General features: G+C 50.1%; 17 protein-coding genes and 2 pseudogenes. 7 read left to right on the forward strand and 12 right to left on the reverse strand.

From position 1 onward, the window contains the following. The first annotated feature begins 103 nt into the window (after positions 1-103). Positions 104-283 (forward strand): hypothetical protein, encoded by a 180-nt coding sequence (locus MCB1EB_RS12480; protein WP_126354031.1) that lies wholly within the window; start codon positions 104-106, stop codon positions 281-283. Between the two features lie 9 nt (positions 284-292). Here the strand turns inward: MCB1EB_RS12480 and MCB1EB_RS11270 are convergent, their stop codons facing one another. Continuing rightward, positions 293-1,174: a ferritin family protein gene (locus MCB1EB_RS11270; protein ID WP_045364188.1), complete on the reverse strand. Its 882-nt coding sequence runs from the start codon at positions 1,172-1,174 to the stop codon at positions 293-295. Between the two features lie 344 nt (positions 1,175-1,518). Between MCB1EB_RS11270 and MCB1EB_RS11275 the strand changes: the two genes are divergently transcribed. Genes MCB1EB_RS11275 through metH form a run of 3 tightly spaced genes read left to right on the forward strand, consistent with a single transcriptional unit; the run spans position 1,519 to position 5,652 of the window. Beyond that, positions 1,519-1,776 (forward strand): BTH_I0359 family protein, encoded by a 258-nt coding sequence (locus MCB1EB_RS11275; RefSeq protein WP_026921631.1) that lies wholly within the window; start codon positions 1,519-1,521, stop codon positions 1,774-1,776. A gap of 48 nt (positions 1,777-1,824) precedes the next feature. Next, on the forward strand, positions 1,825-2,859 hold the full coding sequence (locus tag MCB1EB_RS11280; RefSeq protein ID WP_045364185.1) for a homocysteine S-methyltransferase family protein: 1,035 nt from the start codon (positions 1,825-1,827) through the stop codon (positions 2,857-2,859). Between the two features lie 6 nt (positions 2,860-2,865). Beyond that, positions 2,866-5,652 (forward strand): methionine synthase, encoded by a 2,787-nt coding sequence (gene metH, locus MCB1EB_RS11285; protein ID WP_045364183.1) that lies wholly within the window; start codon positions 2,866-2,868, stop codon positions 5,650-5,652. Here metH and MCB1EB_RS11290 read toward each other — a convergent pair. The 5 genes and pseudogenes from MCB1EB_RS11290 to argS all read right to left on the reverse strand — a co-directional run. After that, positions 5,647-6,306: pseudogene (locus tag MCB1EB_RS11290) on the reverse strand (carbonic anhydrase); the annotation flags it as partial. The gene metH and the pseudogene MCB1EB_RS11290 overlap by 6 nt on opposite strands. 68 nt (positions 6,307-6,374) lie before the next feature. Further along, the gene (locus tag MCB1EB_RS11295; protein WP_045364180.1) at positions 6,375-7,988 is read right to left on the reverse strand and encodes an ABC transporter substrate-binding protein; all 1,614 of its coding nucleotides are present in this window, start codon (positions 7,986-7,988) and stop codon (positions 6,375-6,377) included. Positions 7,989-8,075: 87 nt separating this feature from the next. Continuing rightward, positions 8,076-8,714 carry a thiol:disulfide interchange protein DsbA/DsbL gene (locus tag MCB1EB_RS11300; protein WP_126354032.1) on the reverse strand — a complete coding sequence of 213 codons (639 nt, stop codon included), beginning with the start codon at positions 8,712-8,714 and terminating at the stop codon, positions 8,076-8,078. Between the two features lie 61 nt (positions 8,715-8,775). Beyond that, on the reverse strand, positions 8,776-9,393 hold the full coding sequence (locus MCB1EB_RS11305; RefSeq protein WP_052393931.1) for an SPOR domain-containing protein: 618 nt from the start codon (positions 9,391-9,393) through the stop codon (positions 8,776-8,778). Positions 9,394-9,449: 56 nt separating this feature from the next. After that, positions 9,450-11,219 carry an arginine--tRNA ligase gene (argS, locus tag MCB1EB_RS11310; protein ID WP_045364175.1) on the reverse strand — a complete coding sequence of 590 codons (1,770 nt, stop codon included), beginning with the start codon at positions 11,217-11,219 and terminating at the stop codon, positions 9,450-9,452. Between the two features lie 101 nt (positions 11,220-11,320). On the opposite strand from argS, the gene MCB1EB_RS11315 reads away from it, so the two are divergent. Then, complete coding sequence (locus MCB1EB_RS11315; RefSeq protein ID WP_045364172.1) at positions 11,321-11,644, forward strand: DUF1840 domain-containing protein; 324 nt, start codon at positions 11,321-11,323, stop codon at positions 11,642-11,644. A 516-nt stretch (positions 11,645-12,160) separates the two neighbouring features. Here the strand turns inward: MCB1EB_RS11315 and MCB1EB_RS11320 are convergent. The 3 genes from MCB1EB_RS11320 to MCB1EB_RS11325 all read right to left on the reverse strand — a co-directional run bounded on the left by MCB1EB_RS11320 (position 12,161) and on the right by MCB1EB_RS11325 (position 16,221). Further along, the gene (locus tag MCB1EB_RS11320) at positions 12,161-13,681 is read right to left on the reverse strand and encodes a transposase (RefSeq protein WP_126354033.1); all 1,521 of its coding nucleotides are present in this window, start codon (positions 13,679-13,681) and stop codon (positions 12,161-12,163) included. A gap of 431 nt (positions 13,682-14,112) precedes the next feature. Beyond that, positions 14,113-14,460: a hypothetical protein gene (locus MCB1EB_RS12140; RefSeq protein ID WP_161566174.1), complete on the reverse strand. Its 348-nt coding sequence runs from the start codon at positions 14,458-14,460 to the stop codon at positions 14,113-14,115. A 381-nt stretch (positions 14,461-14,841) separates the two neighbouring features. Next, positions 14,842-16,221 carry an ISNCY family transposase gene (locus MCB1EB_RS11325; protein WP_126354034.1) on the reverse strand — a complete coding sequence of 460 codons (1,380 nt, stop codon included), beginning with the start codon at positions 16,219-16,221 and terminating at the stop codon, positions 14,842-14,844. A gap of 314 nt (positions 16,222-16,535) precedes the next feature. Between MCB1EB_RS11325 and MCB1EB_RS12145 the strand changes: the two genes are divergently transcribed. Continuing rightward, the gene (locus MCB1EB_RS12145; RefSeq protein WP_161566174.1) at positions 16,536-16,883 is read left to right on the forward strand and encodes a hypothetical protein; all 348 of its coding nucleotides are present in this window, start codon (positions 16,536-16,538) and stop codon (positions 16,881-16,883) included. A gap of 538 nt (positions 16,884-17,421) precedes the next feature. Next, a complete protein-coding gene (gene tnpA / locus MCB1EB_RS11330) occupies positions 17,422-17,760 on the forward strand; it encodes an IS66 family insertion sequence element accessory protein TnpA (protein ID WP_045364169.1) in 339 nt (112 codons plus the stop codon). 34 nt (positions 17,761-17,794) lie between these two features. Here the strand turns inward: tnpA and MCB1EB_RS11335 are convergent. The 3 genes and pseudogenes from MCB1EB_RS11335 to MCB1EB_RS11340 all read right to left on the reverse strand — a co-directional run. Further along, a pseudogene (locus tag MCB1EB_RS11335) lies at positions 17,795-18,080 on the reverse strand (Tn3 family transposase); the annotation flags it as partial. A gap of 181 nt (positions 18,081-18,261) precedes the next feature. Next, positions 18,262-18,411 carry a hypothetical protein gene (locus MCB1EB_RS12150; RefSeq protein WP_161566223.1) on the reverse strand — a complete coding sequence of 50 codons (150 nt, stop codon included), beginning with the start codon at positions 18,409-18,411 and terminating at the stop codon, positions 18,262-18,264. Between the two features lie 160 nt (positions 18,412-18,571). Then, positions 18,572-21,190, reverse strand: coding sequence for an RHS repeat-associated core domain-containing protein (locus tag MCB1EB_RS11340; protein ID WP_232034169.1), 2,619 nt, complete (start codon positions 21,188-21,190; stop codon positions 18,572-18,574). Positions 21,191-21,346: the final 156 nt, after the last annotated feature.

Genomic DNA, 21,346 nt, shown 5'->3' on the forward strand with positions numbered 1-21,346 from the left:
AGCTCGCTTCTGGCTCCATCATCAAGCAAGCAGCCTAAATGAACGTCAGCATAAAGTGCTTAACCGTTTATTAGACGCTGGCTTAAAAGGGTTTGAAGGAGGCATGAATACCCGTAAGTATATGAGTCTGACTAAAACCAGCCGCGTCACTGCATACCGCGAATTAAGCGAGTTAGTGGCGAAAGGCTGCCTCGCTCCTACGGGCAAAGGAGGACGCAGCACCAGTTATGAAATCATCCATCCCAGCTACTACGATCCCCACCACTCAAGCGCCGGCAGCTAAAAACTCAGTTTAGGCGGGTTGAGGAACTTCACCTGCGCCGCCATTTTGGGCTTGTAGGCGTAAAACTATTTCTTTGCGGTAACGGTTTAATTCTTGCACCGTTTTAAACGTCCGCTCAAAAATAAGGGACAAGTTATGCAAAATTCGATCCACGACTTTGCCTTCCCAAGCGCCGTCAAATTGTATTTGGCCATCCAGCCAATGCTCAAGCCATTCAGGATCAGGCAAACGCGATTGCACTGTATCGCGCGGAAACAGAGCGCGATTCACATGTAAATTAGTGGGGTGCAACGGTTTTTCAGTGCGCCGCGCCGAGGCCATAAGCACGCCAATTTTAGCAAACGCCGCGCGCGCGGTGTCGCCGGATTGCACCAGCGCTTTTTTCATATAGCGCAAATATGCGCCACCATGTCTCGCTTCATCACGCGAAATAGTTTCATAAATATGTCGAATCACTGGCTCGGTATGCCAAGCAGCCGCACATCGATACCAATGATTTAAGCGAATTTCACCACAAAAGTGCAGCATTAATGTTTCTAACGGCGGCGCTGGGTCAAATGGAAAGCGCACCGCATGGAGCTCTTCTTCCGTAGGCAATAATTCAGGGCGAAAACGCCGTAGGTATTCCATCAATACCAAAGAGTGTTTTTGCTCTTCAAAAAACCAAATGCTCATGAATGCGGAAAAATCACTATCATGATGATTATCGCGCAAAAACATTTCGGTTGCAGGTAGCGCCGCCCACTCGGTAATGGCATTCATTTTGATGGTTGTCGCCTGCTCTGGCGTCAATAAAGAAGCATCAAAACTGTCCCATGGAATGTCTTTTTCCATGTCCCAGCGTACAGCTTCCAGCGATTTATATAATTCGGGATAAAGCATCGTGTCCATATATTGTGTTCCTGTGTCGCGCTATTTATAAAATGTTGAGCGAACGACTTCCATTAACTGCCCTATCCTTATGATAGCATGCTCCTAAGCGGGCTTGTTCATCGCTTTAAGTTTGCCCCATTTATAATCAGGCCAACCCCGACCAACTAAACCATGGGTTAATTGGGCCAGATTCGAGGTTTATTGAAGAAATCCTCAATAATTCGCATATTTTTCCCTATTTTGGCTAAAGCACGCTAGGATGGAGTAACTGAGCATTGATAAGTAGGCTGTCTATTGAATTTTAACCAAGCTGCTCCATATGCGTTGTGCATCACCGAAATTTCGGAACTAGGAGTCATATCATGCAAATGATTTATAACAGCCCAAACTATTGTATTGTCGAATTTCCGGCTCAGGTTGGCAGCTTTGCGCTCAAAACTGGGGGCTATGAAATCGTGGCGAAAAATCTGCAACGGGAGCTGTTTATTGATGGCGCTATGGCTGAGCAATTCCGGGAAAATGTGCAAAAATTGATCGAGCTACAGCCCACCACTGACGAAATAGACGATTTCCTAGGCCAATTCGACAGTTTAATGACACATCCAGTCGTTTTGCACTAAAGTAGCTTAGCGCCACCTTTCTCAGCTCTGACTCTAAGTACAAACGTTTTGTCCCGCACTCAATTTACGCGTTATACGCGCGGCGCAGCGCTGCCGGCAATATTGGCAGCGCGTATTCTCATTCTGGATGGCGCCATGGGCACCATGATCCAGCGTTATCGCTTCTCTGAGGCGCAATACCGCGGCGAACGTTTTGCTGATTTCCAACATGACGTTAAGGGCAATAATGAATTGCTCTCGCTAACACAGCCTGAGACTATCCGCACCATCCATGAGCAATATTTGGCCGCGGGCGCCGATATTATTGAAACCAATACTTTTGGCGCAACCTACATCGCCCAAGCGGATTACAAAATGGAAGCGCTTGCGGCCGAAATGAATTTAGCCTCAGCACAGCTTGCCCGGGCCGCTTGCGATAAGTATAGTCGCGCGAATCAACCGCGTTTTGTGGCTGGTGCGATCGGCCCCACCCCAAAAACCGCCAGCATCTCTCCCGAAGTCAATGATCCAGGGGCCCGCAATATTACCTTCGATGCGCTGCGAGAAGCCTATTATCAGCAAGCACAGGCTCTTTTAACAGGCGGCGTCGATCTCTTTCTAGTTGAAACGATCTTCGATACACTCAATGCAAAAGCCGCGCTTTTTGCGCTGGATGAATTATTTGAGGCAACTGGAGAAACTTTGCCGATCATCATTTCCGGCACTGTCACTGATGCTTCTGGCCGGATTTTGTCCGGTCAAACCGTTGAAGCATTTTGGAATTCATTACGCCATGCACGGCCGTTAGCTTTTGGCTTGAATTGCGCGCTGGGGGCGGCTCTGATGCGCCCTTATATTGCTGAACTTGCCAAATTGTGCGATTGTGCAGTGTCATGCTACCCCAACGCCGGATTACCCAATCCGATGAGCGAAACCGGCTTTGACGAAACTCCCGAAATCACCGCCAGCTTACTCGCGGAATTTGCCCAAGCTGGCCTCATCAACCTCGCTGGCGGCTGCTGCGGCACCACGCCTGAACATATCGCCGCGATTGCCCATGCAATTCAGGCTTTGCCAGCGCGCTCCTATTCATCCTCAGCATAATCCTCTATGACGGACGCCACCGACCTCAACCGCCGCGCCCCTCATCAAATAGGTCTTGAACCCGCGCTACGACTCGCTGGCCTTGAGGCTTTTAATATTGGCGCGCAAACGCGCTTCGTTAATATTGGCGAGCGCACCAATGTCACCGGCTCCAAAGCGTTTGCACGCATGATCTTAAACGATGAATTCGATGCGGCTTTAAGCGTTGCGCGCCAGCAAGTCGAAAATGGCGCACAGATCATCGATATCAATATGGATGAAGCCATGCTGGATTCAAAAGCTGCGATGGTACGCTTTTTGAATTTAATTGCGGCCGAGCCAGATATTGCTCGCGTGCCGATTATGCTCGACTCATCAAAATGGGAGGTATTAGAGGCGGGCCTTAAATGCGTGCAAGGCAAAGCGATCGTTAACTCCATCTCACTTAAAGAAGGCGTAGAGATATTTAAGCAACAAGCGCAGTCGATTCGCCGTTATGGCGCAGCCGCCGTGGTGATGGCGTTTGACGAGACAGGTCAAGCCGATAGTTTTGCCCGCAAAATAACGATTTGCGAACGCAGCTATCGGATTCTTGTCGAAGAAGTCGGCTTTGCCCCAGAAGATATTATTTTTGATCCGAATATTTTCGCCATTGCAACCGGCATTGATGAGCATAACAATTACGCGGTTGATTTTATAGAAGCAACGCGCTGGATCAAAGCTCACTTACCCTACGCCAAAGTCAGCGGCGGCGTCTCAAACGTATCTTTTTCATTTCGCGGCAATGATGCCGTGCGCGAAGCCATTCACACGGTTTTTCTGTACCATGCAATTAGTGCTGGCATGGATATGGGCATTGTCAACGCCGGGCAGTTGGGAATTTATGCTGAGCTGGACCCAACCCTGCGCGAACGCGTTGAAGATGTAGTGCTCAACCGCTCGGTACAAACCGCCAATGGCATGAGTGCAACGGAGCGTTTGCTCGAGATTACCGAACACTTTAAGCAAGGCGGTGGCGCAAAAAACCAAGAAGCCCTACTCTGGCGACAGCTGTCCGTCAAAGATCGCCTGGCTCACGCATTAGTCCACGGCATCACTGAATTTATTATTGAGGATACCGAAGAAGCGCGCCAACAATATGCACGCCCGATTCAAGTCATTGAAGGGCCATTAATGGATGGCATGAACCGGGTCGGCGACTTGTTTGGCGCCGGCAAAATGTTCTTGCCTCAAGTTGTCAAATCAGCGCGCGTGATGAAACAAGCGGTCGCCCATCTACTGCCCTTTATTGAAGCAGAAAAAAACCTACTCACCGCCCAAGGCGGCGATGCAAAACCCAAAGGCAAGATGGTCATTGCAACAGTTAAAGGTGATGTGCATGATATTGGCAAAAATATTGTCTCGGTCGTCTTGCAATGCAATAATTTTGAAGTCATCAATATGGGGGTGATGGTGCCTTGCAGTGAAATTCTCGCCAAGGCCAAAGCTGAAAACGCCGACATGATCGGCTTATCAGGATTGATCACGCCAAGTCTTGAAGAAATGGCTTACGTCGCCGCTGAAATACAACGCGACGAAATATTACGCGCCCGCAACATTCCTCTTTTGATCGGCGGCGCAACCACTTCGCGCGTGCATACTGCGGTTAAGATCGCGCCGCAATATGGCGGCCCCGTGATCTATGTACCGGATGCTTCGCGGGCGGTATCGGTTGCTTCCAGCTTACTTTCAGAAACCCATTCAGCAACTTATATTGCTGAATTAAAAACGAATTATGAGCGCATTCGAGAACAACACGCTAACAAAAAAACCCAACCGATGGTGTCGCTTAGCCAAGCGCGGGCGAATCGGCATCGCATTAATTGGACCACCACCTCCCCCACCAAACCCAAATTGATCGGCCGCCGCGTACTTAAAAATTACGACCTTGCCGAACTCGCGCGGTACATTGATTGGGGACCGTTTTTTCAAACCTGGGACCTAGCCGGCCCATTTCCAGCGATTCTTACTGACGCTATCGTTGGCGAAGCCGCACGGCGCGTCTATGAAGATGCGCAAAATATGCTAGCGCAACTGATTGCTGGCCGCTGGCTCACCGCACATGGGGTTTTCGCCTTATTGCCGGCCAATACCGTAAATGACGATGACATCGAAATCTATACCGATGAGACCCGCAAGCAGATTGCTCTAACCTGGCATACGCTGCGCCAACAAAGTGAACGCCCAGTTATTGAGGGCCCTAATCAAGAAAAAATCCGCCGGCCAAACCGCGCCTTAGCGGATTTTATTGCGCCGAAAGAAACGCAAATTGACGATTACATTGGCCTTTTCGCCGTCACTGCGGGCCTCAATATCGATAAAAAAGTACAGCAATTTGAACAGGCTCAAGATGACTATAGCGCCATCATGCTTAAGGCGCTTGCCGATCGTCTGGCGGAAAGTTTTGCGGAGCGCTTGCATGAACGCATCCGCACAGAGTTTTGGGGCTATGCGGCCGCGGAGCAACTCAGCCATAATGAGTTGATAAATGAGAAATACGTAGGCATCCGCCCCGCGCCAGGCTATCCTGCTTGCCCGGACCATTTAGTGAAGCAGGCTATGTTCAGCCTTATGCATTGCGACGAAATAGACATGCAGCTCACCGAGTCGCTTGCCATGCTGCCGGCGGCAAGCGTCTCAGGTTTTTATTTGGCGCATCCCGACAGCACTTATTTCTCCGTCGGCAAAATTGGCACCGATCAACTGGATGATTATGCCCGTCGGACCGGATTATCCATCACGGACGCACAACGCGCACTAGCTGCGTCACTTTGACACCAGGCCCTCTAAACAACGTGCATAGGTTGCCGTAAGTGCGTCTGGCTCAGACACAGCCATGCCAAGGTCACGTAAACGGCCATCATGCACCCCATATACCAAAGCGTGAACCATCAGGGATTGGCCCCGTGCCCAGGCATCTTGCACAACCGTAGTACCGCATACATTGACTGCTTGTTCAATCGCATTAAGCTCAATTAGAAGCCGATGCCGCTCTTCCCCGGCTGGCTTTTGCTCGAGCAGCGCCCGATGCTTATCTTGAACGTCCAGAATATGGCGCAGCCAGTTATCGGCAAGCCCTACACGCCGCTCAAATAGCGCAGCGCCCACGCCAGAGCAACCATAATGGCCCACCACCATAATATGCTTAACTTTAAGCAAATCAACCGCGAATTGAATCACTGATAAACAATTCAAGTCGGAATGGACAATCACATTTGCAATATTACGGTGAACAAATACTTCGCCGGGAGGCAAACCAATAATTTGATTTGCCGGCACGCGCGAATCGGAGCAACCAATCCATAGATACTCCGGAGTTTGCTGATCCTTTAAGCTTAAGAAATAATTCGGATTCTCAGCTAACATGCGCGCAACCCACGCTTTATTGTTATCAAACAGATGATGCAGAGGGTTAGATTGTTCATGCATCGGATGATTGATGTCTTGCATCACCTTATGGCCCTTTTCCAATTTACGCGACATGCTAGCCAACCAATTTAATTAACAGATACGGCCGTGAAATTCTGCCGCCCAAATGGACTCACACTGTATCCAGCAATGTTGCCACGCGTCAATGCGGTCACTTTAGGGTGGCCAATCGGAATCCACAGCGCTTCATCGTAAATGACTTTCTGCGCCGTTAGATACAACTTCGTACGTTGTGCTTGATCCGTCGTAACCTTGGCTTGAGCAATCAAACTATCCAATTCTGGCTGGCAAAAACGCGCAAAGTTGGTCCCCGAACGTACCGCTGCACAGCTAAATTGCGGCGTCAGAAAATTATCTGGATCGCCATTATCGCCAGCCCAGCCCATAAACAAGAGATCATGCGCGCCTTGTTTCGCCTCGCGGATTAGCTCGCCCCATTCAACGATCCTTACTTGCGCCTTAATGCCAATTTTTTCAAGATCGGCTTGCAATAATTCAGCGCCCGTTTGTGGGTTTGGATTCAACGTGCTTCCCGTTGGACGGGTCCAAATGACAGTCTCGAAGCCCTTCGGATAACCGGCTTCAGACAGCAACTGCTTTGCGCGTGCAATATTGTGCGGCCAGGGTTGAAGATTTTTCTCATAACTCCAGGTACCTGGAGGATAAGGGTTGCTAGCAGGTAAAGCCGTACCGTTAAATAGCGTATTCAGATAATTGGTGCGATCAAAGGCTAAATTAATCGCTTGGCGCACTTTTTTATTATCGAGTGGTTTGTGCTGCGTATTCAGAGCGACGAAGGCCGTCATGAAGCCCGGGGTCTCAACAATTTTTAACAGCTTATCCGCCCGCGCTGAGCTCACATCTTGCGGTCGTGGCGACAATGAAATTTGGCATTCTCCAGCATTCAGCCTTTGCGCACGCACGGCTGGATCGGGGGTAATCGCATAAATAAGCTGGTCAATCTGTGGGCGCGCCCCCCAATACTGAGGGTTGCGGTCATAACGGATAAGCGCATCCCTCTGATAACTACGCAGCTTGAATGGGCCTGTGCCTACCGGTTCTAAATTAAAATCCCCAAGGCGGTTAGCTTTGAGCAGTTGGTCTGCATATTCGGCCGAATAGATCGAGGCAAAACCCATTGTCAATACCGACAAAAAGGTAGCATCAGGCTTTTTCAACGTAAAACGGATTGTATTCGGGCCAAGTTTTTGGATGGCTTGCACCCGCTCTGGCAATTGCAGGGATTGCGCATGCGGAAAACCGCTAGGACCCGCCACCTTATGCCAAGGGTTGGCCGGATTCAGCATGCGATCAAAAGTAAACGCCACATCATCCGCATTCAACACACGGCTGGGTTTGAAAGTACCCCGTGTATGAAACTGAACATTTTGGCGCAGATAAAAAGTATAGCTTAGGCCATCCGTACTCACTTCCCACTTCTCGGCCAATGCCGGCACGACTTTGCTAGTCGTCTCATCAAAAGCCACAAGACCATTAAAAATAAGATCAGCGCTGGCATTCGTGGTCACTAATGCATTGTACTGAACTACATCAAAACCATCCGGGCTAGCTTCCGTACAAATGGTTAACGACTTAGGCGCAGCCGGTTTAGCTTCAGCCGCTAATGATGCGCTCAGCAATAATAAACTGGCACCGCAAGCAGCGATTAATTTTCGCTTCATAACGCCCTTCTCCATGATAGTTAGCATCTGGGTGCAACCTTCATACCGGCTCCCCGTTTGCAGGTTTTTGATTTTTTAACAGCAAACTTACATTTTTTTCGCGCGAATCTGGGCGATAACAAAGTCTAACACTGGCATGACCCCTTCCAAGCTATTCGTCAGCGCCGGAGAAACTTCATATTTCCCCTGCACGGCTAGCGCGGGTACACCCGTAAGGTTGTAATCCACCATCAATTTATTGTCACGCTGCACCTCTGCTGCGGTGCTAAAAGAGTGATAAATCTCAAGAAATTTTTTCTTGTCCACGCCATGCTGGGCCACAAATTCCGCTTGCGCCTCAGTCGTTTTCAAATAGTTTCGATCGACATGAATGGCCTTGAAAATTTTGGGCGCCATTTGCGTCGCAACCCCGAGCTTATCAAGCGCATGATACAGTTTCTGATAAACCTCAAGGCTGGCGTCAAAAGCAATCGGCACCCGCTTAAAAACAACATCAGGACCTTGCTTGCTAGCCCACGCTTCAATCAAGGGATCAAAATCTTTGCAATGCGGACAACCGTACCAGAAAAATTCAATCACTTCGATCTTGCCTGCTGGCACGCTCACAGCCTGCGGCGTTTTCAGCACTTTATAGTGTTTGCCTGCTTGCGGCGTAAGCGTCGAAGCATACACACCACTCACTGCAAAAAAGATAAAGGCGAGTAAAACACTAAGCGATTTTTTCATATCAATCTATAACCACTATCGAGTTAAAAATACAAAAATATATCATCTAGGCCAAGGCATTTCATGGGTTGTTTGACGGGCGAATAATCGCCGTATCAATCCCTGCTTCAGCTAACCGCTGACGCACCCGATTCATTTGCTCAAACTGCGGAAATGGACCCAAGCGCACACGATAATACAAAATACCGGCACCCTCATAACGCGTTATTTTAGATTCAAAACCTTGCAACGCTAATTTAGCCCGTTGCTGTTCGGCATCCGCTTTTGTCTTATATGCGCCGACTTGCAAAGCATAACTGCCGTTCGCTCCATTCGGCGCTACCTCCGGTTTATTTGCAGTTTGCCTATTTGGCGCAGTCGACGACAATGGCACTTCGACAATCTGCGGGTCGCCAGTAGGGTTTCGTGGCGACATCGGGCCCTCGGAAAATTGCCCAGCGGGCGCTGCTGGTTGGCCAGAAGAATTTCCTTGCAATAAACGATTGGGATCGGCCTGAGTTGGATTGCTTAAATTCTCCGCGTTAGGCGGCGTCCCATTCTTCGCCACAAAAGGCGTAGGCGCACGCGTCACATATAATGCAACCACAACCGCAATCGCCAAGCCAATGGTTAGGCCAAGCACAAGGCCCAAAAGCGTTCCTCCGCTTTGCTTAGAAGCACGGCGCTGCTTTTTCATCATTCAAACACTACCCAAATAATTCCAAAATAAGGCCCATTCATCATGGGGACTTTCAATTACATTTTGCTCGGCGCACTTACACCCAGTATGGTTAAACCATTCGCCAAAACTTGGCGCGTTGCCGCAATCAGCGCTAACCGCGCGTTGCGCTGCGCGGCATCATCCACCAAAACACGTTCGGCATTGTAAAACGCATGGAATTGACCGGCGAGCTCTCGCAAATAAAAAGCCACCGCGTGTGGCGCAAGTTCTGTCGCCGCGCGCGCTAGCATCTCCGGATATTCAGCCAGACATTTCAGTAATGCGTTCTCATGTGGACTGACCAGCGACGCAAGATTCGCTTGCGCTAGCGTCAGCGAATCTCCGCCCCACTGCGCCAGTACCGAACAAATGCGCGCATGTGCGTATTGCACGTAATATACTGGGTTTTCATCACTTTGCTGCAACGCCAGATCAATGTCAAACACAAACTCTGTATCGGCTTTACGGGAAACTAAAAAGAAACGTACGGTATCGCGGCCGCGGCGGATGATTTCATCATTCGCCAATGCAGATTGTAGTTTTTCTGACGCGCCTGACCCGCCCCCTGACCATTCAATCAAATCACGCACGGTCACATAACTGCCAGCACGTTTAGAAAGCTTTACTTCCTGGCCATTGCGCATTACCGTAACCATTTTGTGCAACACATAATCTGGGTAGCCAGGCGGTATATTCAGCCCTAACTGCTGTAAACCAGCGCGTACGCGCGCTACCGTCCCATGGTGATCCGAACCCTGCACATTAATGACTTTATTAAAGCCGCGCTGCCATTTTGTCACATGATAAGCAATATCTGGCACAAAATACGTATAACTCCCATCCGTTTTACGCATCACCCGATCTTTGTCATCGCCCTCATCTGTGGTGCGCAACCATAACGCCCCTTCTTGTTCATACGTTTTGCCAGCGGCCACCAACGCGGCGACAGTTGCCTCAACCCGACCATCGCTATAAAGCGATGATTCAAGATAATATTGATCAAACTTAACCCCAAACGCCTGCAAATCTATATCTTGCTCACGCCGCAAATACGCCACAGCAAAACACCGGATGGCGTCGAGATCACTCACATCAGCTAAGCCTTGTACCGGCTCGCCCTCTTGTCTCGTGACCGTAGCTCCAGCAAGATAATCGCGCGCAATTTCAGCGATATATTCCCCGTTGTAAGCCGTTTCTGGCCAATCTGCATGTCCCGGCGCCAAACCGCGCGCGCGCGCCTGCACCGACAATGCTAGGTTATGAATTTGCACACCTGCGTCATTGTAATAAAACTCACGATGCACGCGCCAACCTTGCGTGCCCAGCACATTCGCCAATATATCGCCTAACGCAGCTTGCCGTCCGTGCCCCACATGTAGCGGACCAGTCGGGTTAGCGGACACAAATTCAAGCAGCACGCGCCGGGCTGGCTGACCAGCCTCTGCCTCCAGACAACCAAATGCGGTTGTTTCATTCAGCACGGCCCACACCACCGCTTGCTTTGCCGCAGCCGATAACTTTAAATTGATAAAACCTGGCCCGGCAATTTCAGCGGACTCAATCAAACCTGACGCGCGAGGATGCGCGCATACGCTATCTGCGAGCTGCTGAGCAAGCTGGCGCGGATTCATGCGCCACGGTTTGGCAAGCTGTAACGCCAGGTTACTTGCCACATCGCCATGGGCGGCGACTTTAGGGCGCTCAAGCGTGATAGGCAAATCCACCTCATGCGCAGATGACGACGCTAAATTCTTAAGCGCGTCAATAAAAATGGATTCGATAATTTGTTTTTGGGCTGGTAACATGCAAGGCAAAGAAACGAAATGCGCGCGTTTGCGCAGAAACTAGGATTCTAGCAGTGATATAAAGCATTCGGTCTACCCTCCACCAAATTCAAGGACATCCTATGCTGATTACTTTTAAATCGAAAGCCGCCCCTGAAATTATCATGCTCGATAATCTTGCGCAGTTTTTACTCAGCATTATCGGCAAACAGCTTGATAAGCGGGGCGTCATTAGCCACGATGAACTAGCGCAAGCCATCGCTCGCTTAGAAGCCGCGATTCATGATGCACAACAAAAAGAGGCACTAGCGCGGGCGGAGCATCAGCATGACAAAAACGAACTCTCCGATGAAATACCGGTTGGACTTGCGCAACGCGCTTTTCCGTTGCTGGATATGATGCGTACCGCGCATAAACAGGATGCCGATATTATTTGGGGCATTTGAATGCAAGTCTAATGCTCAAGCAACATTGCTGATTCGAATGGTTGAGCACCATCCGGACACTGTAAATCGGCTCGCCTGACGCGCATCTATTTGTTAGAAGTAATTCCAGGCACGGGTTTCTTCGCGTTGCGCAACGCCTCGATATCCCGTCAGCAAACAATACAAAACATAAAAAATTAGTCTAAAGCCTTATGATTTCTAAGTATTCAGGTTTTTCTTTTTCAGCTTGGACATATTGAGGACGTGTCACTTCTATTCTAACCTCCTCCGTACAAAGCTCGAACCAGCGACCAACGGATTAAAAGTAATCGGGATATCTGTTCTGGTAGATGCTTAAATCTTCTAAAAACGCCTGTTTATAAAGAGTTTCTCTGAATAGCCCGCTATTCACTGTTCTATGTAATTCTTCATTTTTGTGTAATTTTCTACGGAGGGTGTCGCAAAAGCCAAGTTCACCATTCATTTTAGAGCGCAAACGAATTAGTACGACATAAAAAGTAAGATCGTGTTGGCGTATTAATAGCAAACTTGTGTGCGGCGTAAGTTATCTAAAAAATAATAAATGGTTGCAAGCAATAGCCTTCCCCATAGCAAGGCAACTGCTTTGGATAGATTGTAGGCGAGGATATGCAGCGCAAATTCGCGTTTAACTGCTTGTAACCCTTGTCGGCGAAAGCGGTCTAGACCACACCTACGCAAAGCACTAAATACCGGCTCGACCATAACTTTACGCTGGCTAAGGATACGGCGCGCTTGCGGATGCTGCATCACTATTCTGAGTGCATCCCGTGCTTCATCTTCAGGGTAGCGTTCAATGCGCCGTCCTACTGCTGATTTCGTGCAGCGCGTGCGTAAAGCACAACCCTCGCATGAGGTAATTGCATAAATGCGGCGTGCCCGCGTTAGTGCTGTCGGCTTGGTTTGTGTTATCACATGCAAATCCTGGATAGCGTCATATTGAAATTGTCCCTTACGAAACTTTTTCTCCCCTTCAACTTCTTCGGAGGACTTATCTGGCGAGCATAATAAGCTGATCTCTCGATCCAAAGTACATTGGATAACCGGATTATCAAAATACCCTGCATCGAGCAGCAGTTCTGCTGCATGCTGCCCTGTAGTGCGTTTGCTTTGTTCAAGCATTGTAGCCATGACTCGGGTTTCACTTGAGGCATGCAGCGCATGTGCAACCACAATGCGATCTTCATTAGCAAGCACCGATGGTTTATAGGAAGCTGCAAAGCCACGGCCTCGCTTTAAACGCTGTACCACCGCTTCAGGCTCTTGGGCACTGATAAACACTTCGCTTTTACCGTTATAGATTTTACGGGCGGCTAGACGTTCATCAAACAGTGCCTGGCATTGCCTGGCTTTCTCTAGCTCCTTTTGTCCAACTTTACTATCTGGCGCCTTCTCAAGTGCCTGGTGTGCCTTGATTACACGTTCACGCACCGCTTCTTCTTTCAATAATTTATAGTGTGAACACGCTGCTTCAATGATCGTTCCATCACCCGCTAAACGCTTTCCATTTGAGTGGCTCGCTTTCAAGATCGATCCTGTCAAGGACTCAAAAAAACCCTGTGTGAGTGACTCTTCATGCATCACGATGAAACGCCCGATATTGGCGTGATCTGGCGTAATTCCACCCGCAACCCACATACATCCCAAATCGAGTCGCGCGAGCTTCTCTAAATCTCGCAATGAGCTCACTCCTTGCATCACCCCATACAGAATCAAACCCATCATATAACGTGGACTATACGGAGCACGCCCCGTCGCAGCATATCTCTGTTCAAAAGGCTCCCAGTCCTGGGCATCCAGTAACTGCGATACGATCAGGGGTATGCGCTGATTGGCGTGCTTTAAATAATCTTCTAGTCGCATACTACCAAGGTAAATCTCTCGCGCACCGCATGCTACAAACCGGCGGCCCGTCTTCACCGACGTTTGTAACTTCACTCCTTTTGATGCAGCAGGTACCCCTTCAAATAAATCAAACTGCTTATTATCAGCAAAAGGTATTTTGCGCGATGTGCTCATCTTTATTGGATTAACTTAGAAAATTAAATTCTAACGCTCGAGAAGCTTTCGCGACACCCTCTACACACGATTACACAGAAATTACACAAATTTTTTAGTTGGTTCATCTTGATAGTTATACGTTATTTGCGAACACCATTTGGCTAAAATCGGACATTTTAAAATAGCTCTGGCACAAAAATGTCAAGGGTCGGATAAGGAAGGGCTATTACTAACCCTCCCTCTCCTAAGAACCGTGCAGGCGAGTCACCTCGCACACGGCTCAAGCCAAGAGTCCAGCGCTGGCTAAGGCACCGGGCAGTCTAACAAACTGGCTGCCTGAGCAATATACGCCTGGAGCCATTTCGCCCTTCTGGTAAAATCGAACCAGTTGACCTGGTTTCTTAATTCACCTGGGCGCGCAAGCGCACAACAAACCTAAACGGTCTGCCTCATCTGCTTTCCCGCGTATAACGGTTTGCCAAGATTTCTTGCCCACTCTGACCAAGAGCAAGTCTGCTCGCTTTCGCGCAAGAGAATGTTTCACTCTTTATCCCCCTCATTACAAGGCGGCCTTCGCTTTTTGCTCCTTCCTGTACCCGCAGCGCCAACAGCATTCCTCGCGGTTTGCCTACCATTTCTGGCAGCGTTACGGGCTTATCCTGTTCCGCTTGAATTTCAGTGCGAGTCGGATCCCTCTTCTTTGCCGGCGGTTGTTTGTCCATGTTGGCCGAACTTTGAGCGACCAAACCTAACCGCGTACCATTTTGGTTCAGGCCCAGCACCTTTGGCCTGTTCATTTTAACGACAATTACAGAGATTCACGTGTGTTGATCGTATTCGCACATCCCTAGCCCCTCTCCGCTTTAGTGCTAGCAGATTCGGCCTTGCCTCGCGGCTCGGCTTACCGATTACTCGGCGGTTACATTGTCATCGGAGCTTCACACCGGACCGTTGCCAGCCCCGCATGTCCGACTAGGGAACGATTGATGGAGCAATCGGTCTTATCTGGTTATATTTCTCCTGTAAGACAGAAATTCAAACGACTTTTCAGGTCGCACCAAAGTTCAAACGTCGCATCGCCAGCAAAGTTCAGATGTCGCAATTTACACTGCACACGGGTATAAAATGGACGGGTTTAGAGCAGATTAAGTTGAATGTAGCGACTTTTGACTATCGCATTAAACAGTTTTATGCATAATTGCTGCGTTTAAATCATCAGCCGTAAATTGGAGCGGCCGCTTCGTTCCCTTCTTACTCTTTGTTTGACGAGGCTCAGCACCCCGGTTAGTCCTAGAAGGGGCATATGAAGGCCTTCGGTCATCGCGTTGAGCCTGCATCAATTTAGCCACATGTAAAACATGGTCTAAACGCTTATGTTCAACAATCGTTCCTTGATTAATTTCAGACAGTTTGTCATAGCGTCGATAAGCAAAAGCAATGCCGTTAGCCCGCAATTCAATACGGCCATCAGGATACTCGTACACTTCAATATATCGATTGATGAGCTTGCGAGCCTCATCCGTGTCTTCAAGTATGTAAATCACCCGATCATATTGCACTGTTAGCGAGTGCGTCACACAACGCGACTGACGCCATGTCAAAATCTTATCGAGATCTTCATCTTTGCGCAGTGGCCGATGAGCATTGAAATCACTTTTAGGCGGCTTAGCGAAGCGCGCATTAAAGTCGGCAATAAAATGCGGTACAAAAGCATTGGCTGCTTCCATGGTGTTTATGCCACGCAATCGAAGTTCTTTGACCAGCCGATCTTGCAATGTCAGATTAGCCCGCTCAACACGTCCCTTGGCCTGGCTCGAGTTTGCACAAATACTTTCGATGTTCAGTTCATACATAGCGCGACCAAAGTGGGTCACACCTTTGCCGCCAGTTGTCGCATATTGCGCACTACGAAAAATGGTGGCCTTGTCACTGTAAAACGCAACGGGTTTCCCGTATTGTTCCAGATAGCTGCGCGTCGCTTCGAAGTAGCTGAAGGTCGATTCCGTCGCCGTGAAATGCAAGTGCATGATGCGACTCGTGGCATCGTCTATATACACGAGCAGTGTGCAGCTAGGGTTACGCTCCTCGAACCATCTATGATCACTGCCGTCAATCTGGATCAGCTCACCTAGGCACGCACGCCGGGCGCGCGGCTGATATACCTTGGCCAACCTCTGTCTACGCGGCACCCACAAACCCGCTTCTGTCATCAGGCGTCGGAGGGTTTCTTTAGAGACCATAACGCCGTGGCATTCTCGAAGCTTCTCGCAAGCCAGCGTTGGGCCGAAGTCAGCGTAACGGTCTCGTATCAAACCCAGCGCGTGGCTCGCAACGCCCTCCGGTAATTGGTTGTTGCTCCGACGTCCGTTTCGTTTCGATATCAGGCCTGAGGCACCTTCGATTCGATATCGCGCAACCATGCGTTCTAACTGTCGTCGACTCAACTCAAGCCGTTCTGCGGCTTTCCGCACCATCAATCCGCCGTCTACAACGGCTTGAATCACTTTTAATCTATCTAATTCTCGCATTGTCATTGTAATCGTATCTGGTGCTGCCATACCACGCTCCCATATTAAGGAACGCGAGCATGCCATGCGACATCTCAACTTTGGTGCGACCTGAAAAGTCGTTTGAATTTCTGTCTTACAGGAGAAATATAACCAGATAAGACCGATTGCTCCATCAATCGTTCCCTAGTCGGACATGCGGGGCTGGCAACGGTCCGGTGTGAAGCTCCGATGACAATGTAACCGCCGAGTAATCGGTAAGCCGAGCCGCGAGGCAAGGCCGAATCTGCTAGCACTAAAGCGGAGAGGGGCTAGGGATGTGCGAATACGATCAACACACGTGAATCTCTGTAATTGTCGTTAAAATGAACAGGCCAAAGGTGCTGGGCCTGAACCAAAATGGTACGCGGTTAGGTTTGGTCGCTCAAAGTTCGGCCAACATGGACAAACAACCGCCGGCAAAGAAGAGGGATCCGACTCGCACTGAAATTCAAGCGGAACAGGATAAGCCCGTAACGCTGCCAGAAATGGTAGGCAAACCGCGAGGAATGCTGTTGGCGCTGCGGGTACAGGAAGGAGCAAAAAGCGAAGGCCGCCTTGTAATGAGGGGGATAAAGAGTGAAACATTCTCTTGCGCGAAAGCGAGCAGACTTGCTCTTGGTCAGAGTGGGCAAGAAATCTTGGCAAACCGTTATACGCGGGAAAGCAGATGAGGCAGACCGTTTAGGTTTGTTGTGCGCTTGCGCGCCCAGGTGAATTAAGAAACCAGGTCAACTGGTTCGATTTTACCAGAAGGGCGAAATGGCTCCAGGCGTATATTGCTCAGGCAGCCAGTTTGTTAGACTGCCCGGTGCCTTAGCCAGCGCTGGACTCTTGGCTTGAGCCGTGTGCGAGGTGACTCGCCTGCACGGTTCTTAGGAGAGGGAGGGTTAGTAATAGCCCTTCCTTATCCGACCCCTTACAAAAAATGGGCCTGAATCGGACATTATGTTGAATTCAACCGGCCGAATCCCGACGGTCGACTCATGCTCACTCAGAGCACACCGCCTCATCCTGGGCGCCCCTCTGCTTCAACAGCGCTCGATTCGCCTCGCTTAAGCCTTGTACGCCTTCCAATAAGGCCCCCTTCACGGTCAGAACATCATGCCCTGAACTCCAGCACAGTTTCACCTTATAGGTAAGCGTTCAGCCACCTCACCTTGAACGGAGCATTAGCCTGGTGCAATCTCCCTAAATTTAAGGGGAGCCAGAATGGCAGAAGAGAGAGGTTTGCAAAGGCGAGAGCATTGGGCAAGGCATGTTAGGGAATGGGAAAGCAGTGGTCAAAGCCAGGCTGCCTATTGCGCGACCCAGGGATTAAAGCTCAATACATTCAAAGATTGGGCGACAAAGGTACGCAAGAGTGGGGGTTTGTCAGCTGAGCCAAAGCAAGGGTTAAGCTGGGTGCCTGTCAAAGTACAGGCAGATGAAGTATCGTCAGGGTTGGCCTTGCGGGGCGCAAACGGATGGCAACTGAAATTGCCCCCGAAGGTTTGCCCACATTGGGGTCTGCTCACGAAAATGAGAAAATCGTACGATAAGGCTAATTGAGTGTTCGTAGTGGCCGGAATTTGCCCTGTTCTAGCTATTGGCGTTGTGGCCAAATGTAGTCACCGGTGAGATTGATGTGCTCCCAGCCTAGCTGGTGACAGATGTTGCAGTAACTGGTTGTCTACGTTCTTTCCCGAATTGCGCAAAGCGTACACTGCTCGTTCTAGATAGACTGTATTCCAAAGTACGATAGCAGACACAACTAGATTGAGGCCACTTGCACGATAACGTTGGTTCTCGAAACTACGGTCGCGGATTTCTCCCAGCCGGTTTAGGAACACGGTGCGGGCCAGGGCATTCTTGGCTTCACCTTTGTTCAAGGGGTTACCTCACTAACGTACGATTTTCTCCTTTTTGTGAGTAGACCCCAAAAAGGTGGACGCCATGTTTGTTCTCCTTAATTATAGGGGGCAGCCCACGAAGCGGAAAAATCGTACGCTAGAAAACCGGCAATGAGCAAAAATATCGTCTTTCCAGTCAAGCAATATCTCCCTAGTTGGCTCATAACCCCAACCGGCTGTGATAGGCAGCGGCAGAGTCAGATGGGTTAGGCCAGAACAACTTGCCCACGCCCCGGATCGCACCACCACCCGATTGCAGCGCCGATAGCATGAGTGAAGCGGCAAATGGTGCCCTCGTCCGTGTTGTCATATCCTTCTCCGATCATTAGCTACTAAACAACACTTCTTGCGACGGGGTGGAATAGTTGTGCACATGTGCTTCAGCGTAAACATTTCACCATCATCCAGTCCGTTCGCTTCGTTGCTCCTCCCTGAATGAAGCTATCACTCATGTGATTTTCACATCGCACTCATGCAGCTTTAGCCGCCCACCTTTTTTGATTTTGAACAGCGCCACGTAACATAAGCCAATTGGCTCGAGGCCGCGCAGCCAAAATCTTATCAGGAATCGTAGCCAAGCTGCTCACTTGCTTTTCCAGTCGCTGAGTGCGTATCAGAGCGTTCTTGGCTTTCTGAATAGTAGCGTGAGCTTTGTCAGACGTTGCTCTCCCGGTTACCACATGGACAAGGCTTAATAGTGCATCGCAGTTAAAACAGGCGGGGAAGTCATCTCCAGCATTACCGAGACTATTTGTCACCAATCTTTTCGTGAAAATCACCGTGTCCGCCAGACTTGTATCTGTGCTCAGAGAATAACTGAGTGCTTCCACCTCTGCATGTAATGCTGGAATACCATGGAAGGTTGAGAACCTGCCCTGGTTGCTTCTCTCTGTATGCGCGATATGCAAATGGGTCAAAGTGCTAATGCCTTTATGCAAATCCTCTTGCCCGCCTTCCTCATATGTTTTTTCAATAGCACCCACAAATACTTTACGGTCAGGAATTGAATAGGCACCATCTTTTATCTCTTCTGCGCCACTAAAGGGGTTTGCTTGGGCAAGGCTTCCGGGCAAATTGACAAATCCACCCTGATATCGGTCTGTGCCGATATGGTATACGGCCGCCAATGCGTTGAATAATTTTAGATTGGAATTGCGAGGCAATAGATCATGGTTATTAACTGCTTTGTTCCTTTGCGCTGGCTTTAATTTGTTAAACTTCTTAGTGTTTTCCTGGGCTTTCGCCAAATAGGCTTCCGTTTCTTCCGAGAAGAGTACGTAAGCTGCTGAAACACCTGGGCGAGCTAAAATTGCATTCCGCACGCGATCTGGATCAGGTGCATCGGGCAAATCAAGCCAGTCAACAGTTCCGCACAGTCCCATTAGGTCGGACCGTGCAATTGGATTATTTCCGACCATTTGGTACAGATTAAGCCCATCCACCGTCCCTGCCGGGTCAGCGCTTAGCCACCGCCCTACCCACGGCTGATAATACCGAAAGCCATAGTAATATAGCCCAGTCTCATCCCGTCCCTTGCCCGAATAGCGCACCGTCTTGTAGTCGGCCTCGATTTGGCTTCTCGCTGTCCACACCGCTGTTCCCCCGTAGGGATAATACTCTTCTTGGCTGATGATCTCTCCTCGTCCATCCAGCTCTAGCCCGCTGCTGCCAAGCAAGTTATCGTAGCTGTAACGCGCCTGATTGTTGCTAATCCCGGAGGGTGGCGTACCTTCCCAATGCAGCACCCGCACCTGCGCACGGCCAGCTTCACCGACTGTGAGAACATGTAAGTCTTCGGTTGTGGTCGTTCCGTTGTGTGTCGTACGCAGTTCCAGCCCTGGCAGGTAAGTAACCCTCTGTATTTGTATGGCGTTCCTTGTTTGCCGCTCACGGATCTTCAGTACCCGCATCCCGTGACCACCGTACCGGTACCGCTCCTGGTCGCTGGCACCCTCCTCTCGATTTACTGGGATGATTTGCTGCAACTCTCCACGCGAATTCCAAACCAAGGGCTGGCCAGGCAACAGCGACTTCTGATGCCCTCCAGCATCAAACAACGCATCCACTCCGTCCGGCATCAGCCCAGGCTGACTGAGCACTGCTCGATTGCTCCGGTTCGATACCGTGATATCTGTAGTGTAGTTATTGTTAGTGGCCGGCGCGCTGTGCTGGATTTGGCTCAGGTTGCCACCTGGGTCGTAAGTGTAGGTGCGAGTGTAGTTGGTGTAGACGCTGTTATCAACAGGAAGGGGAGCCATCAGGGTAGGAATGTGGCTCCCCTGACGGCCGGTGTTAACCATCTCCCGGCCATTAGCGCGGGTAAGTTGGTACAGGGTGTCGTAGGCATACGTGCTCGCCGGCGCTACTTTCTGGTTGCGCCAGAACTGGGTTGCTTCCGCCTCATTACGAAGACTGATTATGTTCCCCACTGGGTCATACGCATAGCACAGATCTTGCAATATTTTCGCACCCGAAGGATGGCCTGACGGGCGACGGGTGGTGATGCCTGTTAAGCGCTGAGTCTGCGGCTCATAGGTGTATTCAGTCACTACCCCGTTGCCGTGTTCTTCACGTAACTTCTGGCCCGCTGCCGAGTACGTCAGGGATTTGACGATCACCTGTTCGCCCTCGTCGTCATCTGCCAAAGTCAGCCAACTACCCATCAATTGCCCGGCTACATCGTAGGCCAGCCGCTGTTGGTTCCCTATCGCATCGGTCTGGGTCAGCGGGGCGCCGGTTGCGTCAGTTGTGCTCTGTGTAAGGTAGACCTTTTCGGCCAGCATCGCCTGCCAGATGTCTTCACTGCCACCTTCCCAATGCGCTTCCTGGTCATCGGCCAGCAACTGCCGGGATTGAGACAGGGTCGCCCTCGTCAGCGATAGGCTATCGAGCCGGTTCAGGCCAGCCGTATCATAATGGCGCACGCACTGGCCGGCCAGGTTATGATCCTTCTCGACCTGCATGTTCCCGGCCCAGATGAAGCGTTCGGTAGTACAGGGTGTTGGCTGCTCAAGCGTTTGCTCGCTAACCGCCAGTGGACGTCCGGGTAGAGTGTCATCCTCATAGTGCCAGCGCTGAATGGCACCCATAGCCGTCACGGCCAACAGGGGACGCCCCTCGACGTCGTTAAGGGATATCGTCCGCCCCCCATCTACACTTTCGGTACGCAACGGGCTGCCGGCCAAATCATAGTGCCAGGTGAAATTGGGTCTAGCCGCATTATCGCGCTGCATAGCAGCGTATAA

It is taken from the genome of Mycoavidus cysteinexigens (assembly GCF_003966915.1).
Classification (GTDB): Bacteria; Pseudomonadota; Gammaproteobacteria; order Burkholderiales; family Burkholderiaceae; genus Mycoavidus; species Mycoavidus cysteinexigens.

Bases quoted from the DNA above. Each gene is read 5' to 3' on its own strand.
- MCB1EB_RS12480 (WP_126354031.1), top strand. From the start codon at position 104: ATGAATACCCGTAAGTATATGAGTCTGACTAAAACCAGCCGCGTCACT.
- MCB1EB_RS11270 (WP_045364188.1), bottom strand. From the start codon at position 1,174: ATGGACACGATGCTTTATCCCGAATTATATAAATCGCTGGAAGCTGTA.
- MCB1EB_RS11305 (WP_052393931.1), bottom strand. From the start codon at position 9,393: ATGATGAAAAAGCAGCGCCGTGCTTCTAAGCAAAGCGGAGGAACGCTT.
- MCB1EB_RS12150 (WP_161566223.1), bottom strand. From the start codon at position 18,411: ATGACAACACGGACGAGGGCACCATTTGCCGCTTCACTCATGCTATCG.
- argS (WP_045364175.1), bottom strand. From the start codon at position 11,219: ATGTTACCAGCCCAAAAACAAATTATCGAATCCATTTTTATTGACGCG.
- MCB1EB_RS11300 (WP_126354032.1), bottom strand. From the start codon at position 8,714: ATGAAAAAATCGCTTAGTGTTTTACTCGCCTTTATCTTTTTTGCAGTG.
- metH (WP_045364183.1), top strand. From the start codon at position 2,866: ATGACGGACGCCACCGACCTCAACCGCCGCGCCCCTCATCAAATAGGT.
- MCB1EB_RS11340 (WP_232034169.1), bottom strand. From the start codon at position 21,190: ATGGGTGCCATTCAGCGCTGGCACTATGAGGATGACACTCTACCCGGA.
- MCB1EB_RS12145 (WP_161566174.1), top strand. From the start codon at position 16,536: ATGAACAGGCCAAAGGTGCTGGGCCTGAACCAAAATGGTACGCGGTTA.
- MCB1EB_RS11325 (WP_126354034.1), bottom strand. From the start codon at position 16,221: ATGGCAGCACCAGATACGATTACAATGACAATGCGAGAATTAGATAGA.
- MCB1EB_RS11315 (WP_045364172.1), top strand. From the start codon at position 11,321: ATGCTGATTACTTTTAAATCGAAAGCCGCCCCTGAAATTATCATGCTC.
- MCB1EB_RS12140 (WP_161566174.1), bottom strand. From the start codon at position 14,460: ATGAACAGGCCAAAGGTGCTGGGCCTGAACCAAAATGGTACGCGGTTA.
- MCB1EB_RS11320 (WP_126354033.1), bottom strand. From the start codon at position 13,681: ATGAGCACATCGCGCAAAATACCTTTTGCTGATAATAAGCAGTTTGAT.
- tnpA (WP_045364169.1), top strand. From the start codon at position 17,422: ATGGCAGAAGAGAGAGGTTTGCAAAGGCGAGAGCATTGGGCAAGGCAT.
- MCB1EB_RS11275 (WP_026921631.1), top strand. From the start codon at position 1,519: ATGCAAATGATTTATAACAGCCCAAACTATTGTATTGTCGAATTTCCG.
- MCB1EB_RS11295 (WP_045364180.1), bottom strand. From the start codon at position 7,988: ATGAAGCGAAAATTAATCGCTGCTTGCGGTGCCAGTTTATTATTGCTG.